Consider the following 16,213-nt stretch of genomic DNA (forward strand, 5'->3'; position numbering starts at 1 on the left):
ATTAATTAAGCGTTAATGCCGGTAACTTTCACTTCTGTAAACCACTGGCGATGGCCAGCTTGTTTACGTGAATGTTTACGACGCTTAAATTTAACAATTTTTACTTTCTCACCACGACCGTGAGAGACAACTTCAGCTGAAACTTTTCCGCCAGCTACTAATGGAGCGCCAACCTTAACGTCGTCGCCATTAGCTACTAATAACACCTGATCAAACTCAATGATAGAACCAGTTTCTACCTCAAGTTTCTCAAGACGAATAGTTTGGCCTTCAGCAACACGGTGTTGTTTACCACCACTTTGGAATACCGCGTACATATTACTCCGTCTCCTGTGCGTTTCTCGCACAAATTAATTCTTTAAAACAGGGCGCGAATTCTAATGGAGTTGAAATATAGACGCAAGCATAAATTGACTTAATTTTAAATAAATCGGTAATAATTGGCATATTCATCGATATTTAAGCCAAAGTAGCGAAATATTTGAGGGTAAATCTATTTTAACAAGCCTAATTTGCTAATTTGATAATAAATGGGTTCATTAAACAAATTAGTAAAAATGCGAAGAAGTTAAGTTAAGTTATTTAGAAAGTTGGCATACTCAGGTAAGATAACCGACAATTTAATAGTCCAGTATAAATTAGTCGGCAGTAAATGAACATCAAACAAATTTCTGAATTAGCAGAGCAAGACATGCAATTGGTTAATCAATGTATTGGCAAGCAGTTAAACTCTGATGTTGCGTTAATCAACCAACTCGGTATGTATATTGTTAATAGTGGCGGAAAACGTATTCGTCCTATGTTAACAGTATTAGCTGCCAAAGCACTAAACTACCAAGGTGATAATCAACATACACTCGCAGCTATTATTGAATTTATTCATACGGCTACTTTGTTACATGACGATGTTGTTGATGAATCAACCTTGCGCCGTGGTAAACAAACTGCAAACGCGGTATTTGGCAATCAGGCCAGCGTATTAGTTGGTGACTTCTTATATACCCGCTCATTTCAAATGATGGTGACATTAGACTCCATGCGCATCATGAATATTTTAGCCGATGCAACTAACGTTATATCTGAAGGCGAAGTATTGCAGTTAATGAACTGTAACGACCCTGACACCACAGAACAAAGTTACTTTGATGTTATCTACGGAAAAACAGCTCGCCTGTTTGAAGCGACTACACAGCTTGCTGCTATCATTGCTGAAAGCTCACCTGAGGTAGAAGATGCTATGCGTTTATACGGCATGCACTTAGGTACAGCCTTCCAATTAATTGATGATGTTATGGATTATTCATCTGAAGCTGAAGATATGGGTAAAAACGTTGGTGACGACTTAGCTGAAGGTAAACCAACCTTACCTCTTCTATATGCAATGTGGAATTGTGAAGGAAAACAAAAACAACAAATTAGCGATGCTATTGAGCATGGTAATGGTATGGAACATTTAACTGATATTTTATCAACGATGAAACAAACCGGTGCGCTAGAATACACAAGACAAAAAGCCGAAGATGAAGCTGACAAAGCAATTAAAATGTTAGATATCATTCCAGAGTCTAGTTACAAACAAGCGCTAATTGGCTTAGCGAATATTTCTGTGAATAGGACGGCTTAAGCGCTAGTTTCGATAAAGTAAGCTTTAAGGCTTTAAGGCTTTAAAAACTTAATACTTAACTAGTTTCTAAGCTAGTATTATTTATTACATCCCATTATCCAAGCTTTCCAATATTCTAGCCCTCAAACTTTCCTACAAAGATTTTAAAGACATTCTTCTAACCATTTCCATAAAAAAAGGTGCATTCAATATGCACCTTTCTTTTACAGCCTTATAGCCTTATAGCCTTACAGCCTTAAAGCCTTAAAGCCTTAAAGCCTTAAAGCTTTATTAAGCTGGACTATTAACGAAGTCTTCACCTAATTTGATGTCAGCTTTTAGGCCGTCAAGCATGTCAGCTTTACATTTTGTTTCATATTCACTGATATCGCCGTAATGTAAAATTTCTTTTACGCCGTCTTTACCAATTAATACAGGTTGAGCAAAGAAACGTGCATCTTCGCCGTCGCCTTCAACATATGTGTATTCATAAACGTCGTCTTCGCCATTTAATGCGTCAACTAAGCTTAAGCAGAAACGAGCTGCTGCAAGTCCCATTGATAATGTAGCAGATCCGCCACCAGCTTTTGCTTCAACAACTTCAGTACCAGCATTTTGGATACGGTTAGTTAATTTTTCAATTTCTTCTTGAGTGAAGTCAGCGCCTTCAACTTGAGAAAGTAATGGAAGAATTGTAGTACCACTGTGTCCACCTATAACTGGAACAACGATTTCTTCTACGTCTAAGCCTTTTAATTCAGCAACAAACGTTTCAGCACGGATAACGTCTAGTGTTGTAACACCGAATAATTTAGCTGGGTTATATACACCTTTCGCTTTTAATGCTTCTGCAGCAATCGCTACAGTTGTATTAACTGGATTAGTGATGATAGCGATACAAGCTTTTGGAGCATGATCAGCAATTGCATCTACTAAGTTTTTAACGATACCAGCATTTATGTTAAATAAATCTGAACGGTCCATACCAGGTTTACGTGGAACACCAGCTGGAATTAATACTACGTCAGCACCTGTTAATGCTTTATCTAGATCGTCAGCACCAAAGCCTTCAACTTTTACAGCTGTTGGTATGTGGCTTAAATCAACTGCAACACCTGGAACAACCGGTGCAACATCATATAACGCTAGATCTGTACCTGCTGGTAATTGCGTTTTTAGTAATAAAGATAGAGCTTGACCGATACCGCCTGCGGCGCCTAATACTGCAACTTTCATATTCTTCTCCGAAGTCATTTTGTTTAGAGGATATTTATACGCACAGACCATACTTAAATCTGAGTAAAAACTCAATTAGCATTTAGTCTATATTAGTATATTTTTGTTAATTACTTTAAACTACGCACAAGTTTTTAGGGGGATACATGAGCCAAGTGAAGCAAGAAGAATTAATAAAGTCATTTAAAGCACTATTAAAAGAAGAAAAATTCGGCTCTCAAGGTGATATTGTCGATGCATTAAAAGGGTTAGGTTTTGATAATGTAAGTCAATCTAAGGTATCCCGTTTACTATCAAAATTTGGAGCGGTTAGAACTAGAAATGCCAAGCAAGAAATGGTGTATTGTTTACCTGCTGAATTGGGCATGCCTACAGCTAAAAGCCCATTAAGACAGCTAGTGTTAGATATAGAACACAATGAATCTATGGTGATCATTCGTACCAGTCCAGGGGCTGCACAACTCATAGCTCGATTACTGGACTCTGTTGGTAAAGCAGAAGGTGTGTTAGGTACAATTGCTGGTGATGACACTATTTTTATAGCCCCATTAAAAGTAAGCGATATAGAGCATACTCTTGAAAATATTAGACAATTATTTGAAAGCGTTTAATTAAAAATTAATGTACAAAAAAGGTTCCTTAAAAGGAACCTTTTTTGTTTGTGTTTTACTAAAACGATAAATACTAACCAACATTGCCTTGGTTTTTAAGGAAATCGATGGAAGGTGCAAAAAACGCTGAACCAGTCTCTGCTGTTGTATAATCTAGCATATGATCGTAATTACCATCACCACTACCAAAAACCATATTATGCAATATACGTTCAAAATTAGTTGGTTGTGCACAATACGAAATAAACAGTAATCCCTGAGTTGATGCATTCCCGTAAGGCATACTTTGACGCATTAATTCTAAACTATTACCATTTTCATCTTTAAGACTAGCGTGTTTTACATGTGAAGTGTCTGGCATATCTTCTTTAGACATTTCAATATCATCTATTTTGGTTCGGCCAATGATCAGTTCTTGCTCTTCAGTAGGAACTTTATCCCAGCGAGCCAAGTTATGGCGGTAACGCTGGACATGTAAATAGCTTCCTGATGCAAACGTGCCATGTTTAACTAAAGCCACATCTCTACGGTTGCGTCCTTTCGGATTTTCCGTACCGTCAACAAATCCAGTTAGGTCTCGGCCATCTAAATAACGAAAACAAGGGACTTGTTCTATTAGCTCTATCATCTCACCGAACAAACTAACCAAACGCTGGCATGCGATATAATTAACATCTTGTCTATCGGATCTTAATTGCACAAATAAATCTATCGACTCACCAGGCATATACCTATCATCATGTTTAATAGCAGAGAAAGGTTTCAAACCTTCTGGTTTTTTATCTGGATAGAGATCATCCCAAAAACTAGCACCTATGGCAATAACGGCACTGAACATAGCTTCAGAAAATTGTTCGTTAATTTCTTCGAATATTTTAGGTAACTGAGTTAATGCTTCACGTATTACAGGTTCATAACCATCATGTGCATTAAAAAACAAATGAAGCCCATGTAAATTCGCTTCTGCGCAAACCCCCCATTGTTCTCTCGCCACAAATCACTCCTAAACTACATTTATAATAATCTTGATATAGCCATACTGGCCAAACGGCTTAGAGTATAGATATTTATTTTGAATACTCTACATTATCAATGCGAATACTTCTTTTATTTATATCATTTTTATTTCAATTTTCACTAAAACAACCATTTAAAAAGTGAAGCTTATGTTTATTTCCCCTTGAAACTATATAAATAAAATAGTCATAGCTAAGTTTGTACCCGTGCAAACCTAACAGTAAATGAATATGTTCCAACCATTACAGTTGTGAGTATTTTTTATTACAAAAACATTACCAATGTAATACTACTGTAACATTTGTGTTTTTTAATAGTGTCAACTTAAATAAGACTAACGTTTTATTATGTACATCTATTATTAACCAATTCCTTATGAAGGCGCCTCAAATGAAAATGCTTAAAACAATACTAGCAACAGCTGTTATCTCTGCTTCAATTACTCCAGCTTTAGCTGATACCGATGTATACGGTAAACTTAATGTCTCAGTGCAAAGTTCAGATAGTGGTGAGGGTGCGGTTTCAGAGCTTAAAAGCAATTCTTCACGCTTTGGCTTAAAAGGAATAACTCAGTTAGATGATGGCTTATCATTAGTTTATAAATATGAATTTCAAGTTGATGTTACTGATGAATCTAAAGAAGAAAATCTTAAGTCACGTAACCAATACATTGGTTTAAAAGGTAACTTTGGTGAAGTGCTACTAGGGCGTAATGATACTGTCTTAAAACAGTCACAAGGCAAGTTCGATCTTTTCTCTGATTACGAAGCTGATATAAAAAACATTGGTTGGAAAGGTGAAAACCGCGCTGATGACTCTGTCACATATAAAACACCTAAGTTTAATAATTTCCAATTTGGTTTAACATATATCCTTGATGAAGAAAACGACGATGCATCAACCTCTTTCTCTGCAACCTATGGTGATGGCGCACTGAAAAAAGACAAATTCTATGCTGCAGTAGCACTAGACAGTGAAGTTGGTGGTTATGATTCTACTCGTATTACTTTAGGGACTAAACTGTCTGATGTTAAATTGGGTTTAATATTTCAAACTCAAGAAGCAGTTGAAACCGGTATTGAAAAATCTGGTGTAATGTTAAGTGCTGACTATAAAATTGGTTTATATAATGTTAAGGGCCAATACCAGACATTAGAAGATGACGCTGGAATTACACTTGGGTTAGACCGTAAATTAGGTAAAAGTACAAAAGCTTTTGCTTTTTATACGACTTTTACTCCTGACGTTGGTGACGACGAATCTTATCTCGCTTTAGGCCTAGAACATAAATTCTAAATAATTAAAGCTCACTTACTAATTGTAGTATAAGTTAAAAATAAAACCGCCTTGTGCGGTTTTTTTATGCCTTTGAGTTTAACTATGGACGATTAGTTACTCCAACTAGGTTCTTATAAATTTCAGTCAAACAGTAAATAGAACCCGTATTTTAGAGCCCTCAGTCTTGCTACATGCAACCAATAGCCGCCAGTTATTACTGGAAAATCAAATATATACAGCCACTAACATTCAAGTTTTATTAAATATAAGTTATAAACTAACCTAGCTGTCATAAAAATGTCATAATTATTAGACATACTGAGCACACTGAATAATTTCAACATCATTCCAATTGAATTTTGTATAACTTATAGATAAAGATTAACAATGATGAATAAAATTTTAATTATAGAAGACGAAGCTCCTATCAGGGAAATGCTAGTCTTTATACTAGAACAAAATGGTTACCAAGCTTTAGAAGCTGGTAGCTTTGAAGAAGCACAACGTCACTTAGTTGAGCCTGTACCTGTATTAATATTACTTGATTGGATGCTACCTGATGTTAGCGGCATTCAAATTGCCAAGTCATTAAAACAAGGTGATCTAACTAAACATATTCCTATTATTATGTTAACCGCCAAAGGCGAAGAAGAAGACAAAATAAAAGGCTTAGAAGTTGGCGCTGATGATTATATGACTAAACCGTTTTCTCCAAAAGAATTAATGGCTAGAATTAAAGCGGTATTACGCCGAGTAGCGCCTACGGCGATTGAAGAAGCCGTAGAAGCAGACGGTATAATCCTTGATCCGGTATCTCATCGTGTTACTGTGCACAACAAATTGGTGGAGCTAGGGCCTACTGAATTTAGATTACTTCACTTTTTTATGACTCACCCAGACCGTGTTTATAGCCGAGAACAGCTACTAGACCATGTATGGGGCACCAACGTTTATGTTGAAGACCGTACGGTTGATGTTCAGATAAGAAGATTAAGAAAAGCAATTGGTGAAGTTAATACCATGATCCAGACGGTACGAGGCTCAGGGTATCGTTTCTCTAAAACGACATAAAGAAGTAACAAATGCGTCATTTACCAAACGGCAGAAATTTATTAACTAAGGTAGTATTATTTTTACTACCTTTTTTCTTAATAGGCATTTCACTTGGCATTCCAGTCGAAATGGTTTGTCTAGGACTTATTTGTTTAATAGGTTGGAATTACCATCAGCTTCTATTACTCATAAATTGGTTGTGGAAACAACGTGGAGCTTACCCACCGGCATCAAAAGGAATATGGTCTGACGTTTTTGACGGCATCTATCAGCAACAACGTAAACATAAAAAAAAGCGTAATGAATTAACAGTACTAGTAAGACGTTTTCGTTTAGGTGCTGAATCATTACCTGATGCTGCTATTGTATTTAACAATGATAGAACCTTAGTATGGTGTAATTCTTTAGCACAAAAAATGCTAGGATTTAAATGGCCAGAAGATATGGGAAATCGTATAGATAACTTCTTACGCCAGCCTGAGTTTATTGAATATTTAGAATTAGAAAACTACGAAAAACCATTTGAATTCCCTTCTCCAGTAAATGAACTCATTATATTAGAGTGTCGTATTGCGCCATTTGAAAAAGATAAATGGACATTAATTGCCCGAGATATCACCCAAATAAAACAAATTGAACAAATGCGTAAAGACTTTATTGCTAATGTCTCTCACGAATTAAGAACACCATTAACGGTTATGCGTGGCTATTTAGAACTATTAACTGAATCTGACGTGCCAGAAGCCGCTATTTGGAAAAAAGCCCATGCCATGATGAATGAACAAACCATTCGAATGGACGGATTAGTCAATCAATTGTTAACACTAACCAAATTAGAAAACAAACAATTTGTATTAGCTCAAAGTAAAGTGAACGTGGTTCGTTTACTACAAATGATCGCAGAAGAAGCAAAAACACTTTCTGAAAACAAACATATTATAAATCTAGATATTGAGCCCAATTTATTTATTCGCAGCAGCGAAGAACAAATACGCAGTGCCTTCTCTAATTTAATATTTAACGCAGCAAGGTATACGCCAGCAGGTGAAAGTATCAATATTAGTTGGAAAGCATTGGATAATGGCGGCGCTAAATTTGTCTGTCGTGATACTGGTGATGGTATACCAGCTGAGCATTTATCACGTTTAACGGAAAGATTTTATCGGGTGAATCAAGCAAGGACTCGCGACTCGGGAGGTTCTGGTCTTGGTTTATCTATTGTTAAGCATATCCTAGCCAATCATAACTCAGACTTAGAGATCTCGAGTCAGGTTAATATTGGCAGTACTTTTTCTTTCACTATCCCAGCTGAGTTTATTGTTAAAGAGTGATTAATCAATTTGTGTAATAGTGAACGTGTTAAATTAAAACAACACTCTCTATTACTTCTTGAATCTAAGTAATAAGTGAATCTAAATGTCTACAAATGATTAAGAAGTGACTAAACAGCCATTAAAACAAGTACATTTATAGACAAATATATAAATTGCCGTTATGTTAAGAAAATCCTACAAAGTGACGTTCACCATTCACTTTGTTACTGATTTATATCTGGACTGCGATTTGAATAATAAACCTTATCAAAACAACCAACTAACACCACCAACACAAAATAACGTTGCTGTTTTAGATATAGGTTCAAATAGTTTCCATCTCATCATAGTTAGCCTAAATCCAAATGAATTAAGTATTTTACATAAAGCCAAATACAAAGTTGGATTGGCTGAGGACTTAATTAACACTGGATTACTCAGCCCAGAAGCTATTGCTACTGGTTTAGAGGCACTCAAGCAAATCAATTCTGTGGTCGATAGTTATCCAATTGATCATGTAAGAGTTATTGCAACACAAGCATTACGTAGCGCAAAAAATACAGAAGAGTTTATTAACCAAGCTCAAAAAGTATTTCCTTACCCGATTGAAGTGATCTCAGGTAAAGAAGAAGCACGTTTAATTTACAAAGGCGTGGTAAGTCGAGAACAAGCTAGTGAGGTTCAATTAGTTATTGATATTGGTGGCGGTTCTTCGGAATTTGTTATCGGACAAAGTATACAAGCTAAATTACTCAATAGTATTAACATTGGTTGTGTGAGCTTTACCAACCAATTTTTTAGTCACGGTGAGCTTAGCCAGCATGCATTTAACCAAGCAATTGATGCCGCCTGTAAGCAAATAGAACCTATTTCAGCCGAATATATAGCACATAGTTGGGATGTTTGTTTTGGCACATCTGGTTCAATTGAGAGTATTTTTTCTGTTATGCAAATGATGAAAATAGGCAATCAAGTTAACCTTCACAATTTAGAAACATTAATGTCACAAATCATCACATTTAAATCTGCTAACTTACTTAAGTTAGGTGTAATTAATGAAGACAGAAAATGTGTTTTCCCAGCAGGTTTAGCTATATTAATAGCTATGTTCCGCACCTTAAAAATTAGCCATATGGAGTTTTCACAAGCTGATCTTGGCCAAGGCGTTGCCTTTGAACTCATGGAACAACAAGATTAATCACTTTTAAATCAAGCCTTCTATTTACCGTTTTTTTCTAGCCTTTTCAAAGTCATTGTTCCAAACAAAGACACTTCAGTTTTTTCTAATATTTAATAATTATTCAGTTAAATTCACTTTGTAATATTTTTGACATATAACCCGAATATGATGGCCACAGCTTTTTAAGAAACAAGTATTTTTTTATAACGAAACCTTTAACCCATTGCCAATTATTTAAACTTGGCAGGAGTAAAATATGAAATTAAAAACATTGTTCAGCGTGTTAGGTTTTACCTTAACTACGTTAGTATCAACATCATCAATGGCTGTTGATAAAGAAATTGCCGACTATGAAAAAACAAGTGGCATCTCAGGTAACCTTTCAACGGTTGGTTCTGATACTTTGGCTAATATGATGACATTTTGGGCTGAAGAATTTAAACGTCTATACCCAAATGTAAATATTCAAATTCAAGCGGCTGGTTCTTCTACTGCTCCTCCGGCATTAACGGAAGGGACATCTAACTTTGGTCCTATGAGCCGTAAAATGAAGTCAAAAGAAATTGAATCTTTTGAAAAACGTTTTGGTTATAAACCAACTGCAATTCCAGTAGCTATTGATGCTCTTGCTGTGTTTGTACATAAAGACAATCCAATTAAAGGATTAAAAATCTCAGAAGTAGACGCTATTTTTTCTGCTACACGTAAATGTGGTAGCGACCAAGATATCTCTCGTTGGGGCGACACTGGTTTAACAGGTCAGTGGGCTGCTAAAGACATTCAATTATACGGGCGTAACTCAGTTTCTGGTACATACGGTTACTTTAAAAAGAAAGCACTATGTAAAGGTGATTTCAAAAACAACGTAAACGAGCAACCAGGTTCAGCGTCTGTTGTACAATCTGTATCTTCATCATTAAATGGTATCGGTTACTCAGGTATCGGTTACAAAACGTCTGGTGTTAGAGCTATCGCATTAGCGAAAAAAGGCACTAACTACGTTGAAGCTAACATGGAAAATGCAGTATCTGGTAAATACCCTTTATCTCGTTTTCTTTATGTTTATGTTAACAAGCATCCAAACAAACCGCTTTCTCCAATGGAAACTGAGTTTGTAAAAATGGTACTTTCACAACAAGGTCAACAAATTGTAGAAAAAGATGGATATATTCCATTACCTGCAAAAGTTGTAGCTAAACAGCTTAAAGTACTTGGCTTAAACTAAGGCTAACGTATATGGCTATAAGCCATTCATAAAAAAACCGAGCATCGCTCGGTTTTTTTATGTTTTTAATTCGTATTATAATTTCAACATGCTTCATCTAAATCAACAATAATATCTGATGCTAAATTTTCTAAGGCATCAGCTATAACATCCGCATTCATTCCTGTTGGTAAGTATACTTTTGCGACAGCATGAAACAAACCTCCTCCCCAGTTGGGTGCTGTTTGGCAACGGCTGGTAAATTGAATAATACTGCCACCTTTGTGGGTAATTATGCTTGAAAGCTCTTGCACTATACCTTTACGATCATTACCGGTAATAACAAATTCAATTTCTTGCCCTGCAGGTAGCTCTTCTCCGGTTGCATCATGAATATCAATTTTTAATTCCTTGATATTGGTAAGTGCTGAAGTCAATGCTTGAATGTTATCCGCTGCAACTTCAATCTCTACTACGCCAGCAAAGTAACCGCTTAGGTGGGATAAGTTACTTACCAACCAGTTGGCATGATGTTCAACTAAAGCATTAGAAATAATCTCTACTAATCCTAATTTATCCCTACCAATTACTGTCAAAATAAGTCGTTTCATTAAACCTTAAGTCCTTCTCGCCTCTTTTAAACGTCTCCAGAGTATTAACGGTAAAGTATAAATAATCCAGAAAACGAATGCATAAATACCCACCAAACTACTTGATGATTGATTTTTAATCAAATTTTATTTGTGCCATCATCAAATTATTACATTGGTATAATTTTTATGTCACATAACTGTAACATTAACGCCATATACTAACGGCAATCAAAAATAAGTTGGATTTTTAGATGTCTAGTACTTCAGACAATGCTTTAAAAACAGAATCGACTAGGTTACTTAAAGATAAAGTAGCCAAGTATGGTGTAACCGCCGGCGGCATAATGGTTTTATGCGCTTTGTTACTAATATTCTTTTATCTTCTTTATATTGTAAAACCGGTTTTTAATGCAGCTGAAATTGAATCGGTTACCAATATAGATGAGCTGACACAGATTTATGCAAGTGTGGCTGTAGAAGAACAAAATGAAATTGCATTTGCTTTGACCGAAAAAGGCTTAGTTGACTTTTATGCATTAACCGGTAATAAAGCTGGACAACTTATACTGTCTGAGAAGATCCCAGCAGTTAGTGAGATAACGGCATTTGATGCTAGTGCTCCTCAAAAAGGATTATACGGCTACATTAACCAGCAGTCTGAGTTATTAATTATAAAACCTGATTTCAGAGTCACGTTTCCAGATGACAAAAGACAGCTGCTCCCTTATATAAGCTATCCTTTTGGAGAAAGTACTATCTCTTTAGAAGCCGACAGCTTATTTACAATTAACAAATTTTCATTTGCCACTAACGAAGAATCTATTGGCTTAATCCATCAACATTCTGATTCAAAAATATATTTCACTAAGTTAGAAGGTGAAGAAAATATGTTTTCAGAAGAGATTGAATGGACTGCAAACTCGACAGAGTTAACTCAAATAAGTGGGAATATTCTACATACACTTGTATCGCCTGATTTGTCTCGTGCATTTATTATTACAACCAATCAGTTATATGTATTTAACACTCGCGACTCAAGTGACGTATCACTACTTTATAATGTAAACTTGATTGCTAATTTAAATTCAAACATTCAAGTTACAGCGGCAAATTTATTGGCAGGTGCTAACTCAGTTATCGTCGGCTTTAGTAACGGGGTACTTGAACAATGGTTTGAAACCAACAGCGACCAAGGCCGTGACTTTGTTAAAGTTCGCCAATTTGAATTATCAGGTGACGCTAAAGGCTCTTCCGTTCAAGCGATTTACCCTGAGTTCTATCGTCGTACTTTCCTAGCTGCAACAGAATCAGGTCATATCAATCTTTTCCACACCACCTCAGAAGCAGAATTGTGGCAAGGTAAACTAGCCGACGGGAAAATTGATTCGTTAGCGTTTTCACCTCGTTCAAATGCCGTTATTTCAATTGCGAACAATACGTTAAACATTTCAAAAGTTGAAAATGAACACCCTGAAGTAACTTGGTCTGGATTATGGCAAGAAGTGTGGTATGAAGGTTACCCTGAAGCCGACTACGTTTGGCAATCATCTTCTGCAAGTGATGACTTTGAGTCTAAATTTAGCTTAGTTCCAATTTCGTTTGGTACCTTAAAAGCGGCTATGTACGCTATGTTATTTGCCGTTCCTATTGGTTTATCGGCTGCTATCTATACCGCTTACTTTATGGCTCCAAATGTTCGTAAATTTGTTAAACCTACCGTTGAAATTATGGAAGCCTTACCAACTGTTATCTTAGGCTTCTTGGCGGGGTTATGGTTAGCACCTGTGATTGAAGACCATCTCCCAGGGGTTGTGCTGCTACTAATATTATTACCTATTACCATTATATTAACTGCATTTGCTTGGCATAACTTACCAGCCAAAATTAAAAATACAGTTCCACAAGGTTGGGACTCCATTATATTATTACCGGTTGTTGTTATCGTTTCTTATATGGCTTTTAGTCTTAGTCCATTAGTAGAAGAGTGGTTATTTGATGGTAATACACGTTTATACATTACTAACGAGTTAGGCATTAATTTTGACCAACGTAACTCATTGATTGTTGGTATTGCCATGGGCTTTGCGGTTATTCCAACTATCTTCTCCATTGCAGAAGATGCGGTATTTAGCGTACCTAAAACACTATCTAATGGTTCACTAGCGTTAGGCGCAACACAATGGCAAACCTTAGTTAAAGTGGTATTACTAACAGCAAGTCCAGGTATATTTTCAGCCGTAATGATGGGCTTAGGCCGCGCAGTTGGTGAAACTATGATTGTGCTTATGGCAACAGGTAATACACCAATTATGGATTGGAGCATATTTGAAGGCATGCGCACTTTATCTGCAAACATTGCGGTTGAAATGCCAGAATCTGAAGTAGGTAGTTCGCACTATAGAATTCTATTCTTAGCCGCCTTTGTATTATTTATATTTACTTTTGTGGTAAACACTATCGCCGAGTTTGTGCGTCAGCGTTTACGTGAAAAGTACAGTTCACTTTAACCCGTAACTTGAATATATCAGGAGTATAACAATGAAATTATGGTTCAAGTCTGGGTCACCGTGGGTATGGATGACAGCTGGCGCAGTAAGTGTCAGTTTAATATCCGTTATTGGCTTATTACTATTAATCGCAAGCCGTGGCTTAACGTATTTTTGGCCGGCCGATATTCATCAATTTGAAATCACTACGCAAGCGGGTGTAAGTAAAACCATTATTGGTGAGATATACGAAAAAGAACAAGTACCAACTCAACAACTTGTTGAATCGGGTGTTTTGTTTAAAGAAACTCAAGGTGAGACTGTAGAGAGACTTTTAATTAAAACCGGTAACCGTGAATATGTTGATTTAGACTTTCAATGGTTACTAACCACTTATATTCAGCAAGAATCCACGCCAACTGGTTTAGCGGTTTTTGAACGTAGTAAAAATGGTAACTTTTATGGTTACTTAGATAGTATTATTCAAGACGGCAAGGTTGTTACCGAGAATAAAAATCAATTATTAGCTGAGTTAATTGAGCGTGCCGTTGAGTTAAACGACAAAGCATTAGATTTACAAAACGGTGAAATTGGTGCAATCAACTACGAGTTTGAAAGACTTAGGCTTAAACAAAGAAAACATGAGTTAGAAGGTGATTTAACTGAGCAAGTTAAGTTAGAAATAGAAGCTCAACGTGATGCACTTCAAGCTGAATACCTCACGTATGAAAAAGAATTGTTTGAATACCGTAACTTAGCAAAACGTGACAGTGTTATCATTAAAGATATGCGTGGCGAACTAGTTACTATACAACTAAATTATATACTGGATGTTATTTTTCCAAATGACATGTCAACAATAGAAAAGCTAGGCCAATTTGGTAAGCAAATCGGCAAATTTATTGTTAATGATCCACGTGAAGCCAATACCGAAGGCGGCGTATTCCCTGCTATATTCGGTACGGTTTTCATGGTGATGTTGATGGCTGTTATTGTAACGCCATTCGGTGTTATCGCTGCGGTTTACCTACATGAATATGCAGGTAACAGCGCGATCACTAAAATCATCAGAATATCGGTTATTAACTTAGCAGGTGTGCCGTCTATTGTTTATGGTGTATTTGGTTTAGGTTTCTTTGTTTACATGTTTGGTGGCTCTATAGACCAACTATTTTATCCAGAAGCATTACCGGGTCCAACATTTGGAACTCCTGGTATGCTTTGGTCAGCCTTAACATTGGCTATATTAACCTTGCCTGTTGTTATTGTTTCAACAGAAGAAGGATTATCTCGAATTCCTGGCTCATTACGCCAAGGTTCATTAGCGCTTGGAGCAACAAAAGCTGAAACCTTATGGCGCATTGTTATTCCTATGGCAAGCCCTGCAATAATGACAGGTTTAATACTTGCTGTGGCACGAGCGGCTGGTGAAGTAGCACCGTTAATGTTAGTCGGCGTAGTAAAAATGGCGCCAACATTACCGCTAGATGGTAACTTCCCGTTTGTGCATTTAGACCGTAAGTTTATGCATTTAGGTTTCCACATTTATGATGTTGGTTTCCAAAGTCCAAATGTTGAAGCTGCAAGACCGTTAGTATATGCAACATCCTTTTTACTGGTCACTGTTATTGTCGCTTTAAACATAACTGCCATTGGCATACGTAACCATTTACGTGAAAAATATAAAGCGCTAGACCATTAATACATTAGTAATAGATTAGTAAAACGGTATTTATAACCATTGAGAGTGAATACCGTCTAAGACAAATTAAAACGATTAAGTGAGTAAGACATGATTTCCATGGCACCTGATATGAGTAACAAAAAGTCATCAATAATAGATTTAAGTAACTTACAAGAGCAACAAATTGCTCTTCGCATAAAAAGCTTAGATCTTTATTATGCTGAAAAACAAGCTTTAGAAAATATCACTATGAATATACCTAAAGGACAAGTTACTGCGTTTATCGGTCCTTCTGGTTGTGGTAAGTCAACGTTGTTACGTTGTATTAACCGTATGAATGATTTGGTAGATACTTGTAAAATTGAAGGCCAAATTCTTTTACATAACCAAAACATCTATGACAAGTCAGTAGATGTTGCCTCTTTACGTCGTAAAGTCGGTATGGTTTTTCAACGTCCTAATCCTTTTCCTAAAAGTATTTATGAGAATGTTGTTTATGGTTTGCGCTTACAAGGTGTGAAAGACCGTCGTGTACTAGATGAAGTAGTTGAAAACGCATTACGTAATGCAGCCCTTTGGAATGAAGTAAAAGACCGTTTACACGACAGTGCATTAGGTTTATCAGGCGGACAGCAACAAAGACTTGTTATTGCTCGTGCCATTGCTATTGAGCCAGAAGTACTACTATTAGATGAACCAACATCAGCACTTGATCCAATCTCAACTTTAACCATTGAAGAATTGATCACAGAGTTAAAAAATAAATACACAGTTGTTATTGTTACTCATAACATGCAACAAGCAGCTCGTGTATCTGATCAAACTGCCTTTATGTACATGGGCCAGTTAATTGAACATGCTGATACAAACACATTATTTACAACACCAAGTAAGAAGAAAACAGAAGATTATATTACTGGCCGTTACGGTTAGTAATATCGCATTACTCCTAAAT

Annotated in this window: 14 protein-coding genes; 10 read left to right on the top strand and 4 right to left on the bottom strand. The window is 36.4% G+C overall.

Annotated elements, in window-relative coordinates; translation table 11 throughout:
* Positions 1-5: 5 nt before the first annotated feature.
* Positions 6-317: a 50S ribosomal protein L21 gene (gene rplU, locus Q0940_RS03910; protein ID WP_299264261.1), complete on the bottom strand. Its 312-nt coding sequence runs from the start codon at positions 315-317 to the stop codon at positions 6-8.
* A 335-nt stretch (positions 318-652) separates the two neighbouring features.
* Here rplU and ispB point away from each other — a divergent pair, with 335 nt between their 5' ends.
* Complete coding sequence (gene ispB / locus Q0940_RS03915) at positions 653-1,624, top strand: octaprenyl diphosphate synthase (protein WP_299264264.1); 972 nt, start codon at positions 653-655, stop codon at positions 1,622-1,624.
* A 270-nt stretch (positions 1,625-1,894) separates the two neighbouring features.
* Here the strand turns inward: ispB and mdh are convergent, their stop codons facing one another.
* Entirely contained in the window at positions 1,895-2,839 is a 945-nt protein-coding gene (mdh, locus tag Q0940_RS03920; RefSeq protein WP_299264267.1) for a malate dehydrogenase, read from the bottom strand.
* A gap of 146 nt (positions 2,840-2,985) precedes the next feature.
* On the opposite strand from mdh, the gene argR reads away from it, so the two are divergent.
* Positions 2,986-3,450: a transcriptional regulator ArgR gene (gene argR / locus Q0940_RS03925; RefSeq protein WP_299264268.1), complete on the top strand. Its 465-nt coding sequence runs from the start codon at positions 2,986-2,988 to the stop codon at positions 3,448-3,450.
* A 73-nt stretch (positions 3,451-3,523) separates the two neighbouring features.
* Here argR and Q0940_RS03930 read toward each other — a convergent pair whose 3' ends face one another.
* Positions 3,524-4,444: a Dyp-type peroxidase gene (locus Q0940_RS03930; RefSeq protein ID WP_299264270.1), complete on the bottom strand. Its 921-nt coding sequence runs from the start codon at positions 4,442-4,444 to the stop codon at positions 3,524-3,526.
* A 413-nt stretch (positions 4,445-4,857) separates the two neighbouring features.
* On the opposite strand from Q0940_RS03930, the gene Q0940_RS03935 reads away from it, so the two are divergent.
* The 5 genes from Q0940_RS03935 (at position 4,858) to Q0940_RS03955 (ending at position 10,516) form a co-directional block, all read left to right on the top strand.
* Positions 4,858-5,763 (top strand): porin, encoded by a 906-nt coding sequence (locus tag Q0940_RS03935; RefSeq protein WP_299264273.1) that lies wholly within the window; start codon positions 4,858-4,860, stop codon positions 5,761-5,763.
* A gap of 369 nt (positions 5,764-6,132) precedes the next feature.
* Positions 6,133-6,816, top strand: a complete 684-nt coding sequence (gene phoB, locus Q0940_RS03940; protein WP_216053740.1) for a phosphate regulon transcriptional regulator PhoB — start codon at positions 6,133-6,135, stop codon at positions 6,814-6,816.
* 11 nt (positions 6,817-6,827) lie between these two features.
* Entirely contained in the window at positions 6,828-8,129 is a 1,302-nt protein-coding gene (gene phoR, locus Q0940_RS03945) for a phosphate regulon sensor histidine kinase PhoR (protein ID WP_299264292.1), read from the top strand.
* 232 nt (positions 8,130-8,361) lie between these two features.
* On the top strand, positions 8,362-9,309 hold the full coding sequence (locus tag Q0940_RS03950; protein WP_299264295.1) for a Ppx/GppA family phosphatase: 948 nt from the start codon (positions 8,362-8,364) through the stop codon (positions 9,307-9,309).
* Positions 9,310-9,547: 238 nt separating this feature from the next.
* Positions 9,548-10,516, top strand: coding sequence for a phosphate ABC transporter substrate-binding protein PstS family protein (locus Q0940_RS03955; RefSeq protein WP_299264298.1), 969 nt, complete (start codon positions 9,548-9,550; stop codon positions 10,514-10,516).
* Between the two features lie 83 nt (positions 10,517-10,599).
* Here the strand turns inward: Q0940_RS03955 and Q0940_RS03960 are convergent, their stop codons facing one another.
* On the bottom strand, positions 10,600-11,106 hold the full coding sequence (locus tag Q0940_RS03960; RefSeq protein WP_299264301.1) for an ACT domain-containing protein: 507 nt from the start codon (positions 11,104-11,106) through the stop codon (positions 10,600-10,602).
* Between the two features lie 233 nt (positions 11,107-11,339).
* On the opposite strand from Q0940_RS03960, the gene Q0940_RS03965 reads away from it, so the two are divergent.
* The 3 genes from Q0940_RS03965 to pstB all read left to right on the top strand — a co-directional run bounded on the left by Q0940_RS03965 (position 11,340) and on the right by pstB (position 16,191).
* Complete coding sequence (locus Q0940_RS03965) at positions 11,340-13,595, top strand: ABC transporter permease subunit (protein ID WP_299264305.1); 2,256 nt, start codon at positions 11,340-11,342, stop codon at positions 13,593-13,595.
* 31 nt (positions 13,596-13,626) lie between these two features.
* On the top strand, positions 13,627-15,276 hold the full coding sequence (gene pstA, locus Q0940_RS03970; protein WP_299264308.1) for a phosphate ABC transporter permease PstA: 1,650 nt from the start codon (positions 13,627-13,629) through the stop codon (positions 15,274-15,276).
* Between the two features lie 90 nt (positions 15,277-15,366).
* Entirely contained in the window at positions 15,367-16,191 is an 825-nt protein-coding gene (gene pstB, locus Q0940_RS03975) for a phosphate ABC transporter ATP-binding protein PstB (protein ID WP_299264310.1), read from the top strand.
* Positions 16,192-16,213 lie beyond the last annotated feature (22 nt).

Origin of the sequence: uncultured Psychrosphaera sp., from assembly GCF_947500655.1 — a bacterium.
Classification (GTDB): Bacteria; Pseudomonadota; Gammaproteobacteria; order Enterobacterales; family Alteromonadaceae; genus Psychrosphaera.

What these genes read in the sequence shown, in the direction of transcription:
- Q0940_RS03935 (WP_299264273.1), top strand. Translation starts at nt 4,858, where the DNA reads ATGAAAATGCTTAAAACAATACTAGCAACAGCTGTTATCTCTGCTTCA.
- Q0940_RS03955 (WP_299264298.1), top strand. Translation starts at nt 9,548, where the DNA reads ATGAAATTAAAAACATTGTTCAGCGTGTTAGGTTTTACCTTAACTACG.
- ispB (WP_299264264.1), top strand. Translation starts at nt 653, where the DNA reads ATGAACATCAAACAAATTTCTGAATTAGCAGAGCAAGACATGCAATTG.
- phoB (WP_216053740.1), top strand. Translation starts at nt 6,133, where the DNA reads ATGATGAATAAAATTTTAATTATAGAAGACGAAGCTCCTATCAGGGAA.
- Q0940_RS03960 (WP_299264301.1), bottom strand. Translation starts at nt 11,106, where the DNA reads ATGAAACGACTTATTTTGACAGTAATTGGTAGGGATAAATTAGGATTA.
- rplU (WP_299264261.1), bottom strand. Translation starts at nt 317, where the DNA reads ATGTACGCGGTATTCCAAAGTGGTGGTAAACAACACCGTGTTGCTGAA.
- argR (WP_299264268.1), top strand. Translation starts at nt 2,986, where the DNA reads ATGAGCCAAGTGAAGCAAGAAGAATTAATAAAGTCATTTAAAGCACTA.
- Q0940_RS03965 (WP_299264305.1), top strand. Translation starts at nt 11,340, where the DNA reads ATGTCTAGTACTTCAGACAATGCTTTAAAAACAGAATCGACTAGGTTA.
- mdh (WP_299264267.1), bottom strand. Translation starts at nt 2,839, where the DNA reads ATGAAAGTTGCAGTATTAGGCGCCGCAGGCGGTATCGGTCAAGCTCTA.
- pstB (WP_299264310.1), top strand. Translation starts at nt 15,367, where the DNA reads ATGATTTCCATGGCACCTGATATGAGTAACAAAAAGTCATCAATAATA.
- pstA (WP_299264308.1), top strand. Translation starts at nt 13,627, where the DNA reads ATGAAATTATGGTTCAAGTCTGGGTCACCGTGGGTATGGATGACAGCT.
- phoR (WP_299264292.1), top strand. Translation starts at nt 6,828, where the DNA reads ATGCGTCATTTACCAAACGGCAGAAATTTATTAACTAAGGTAGTATTA.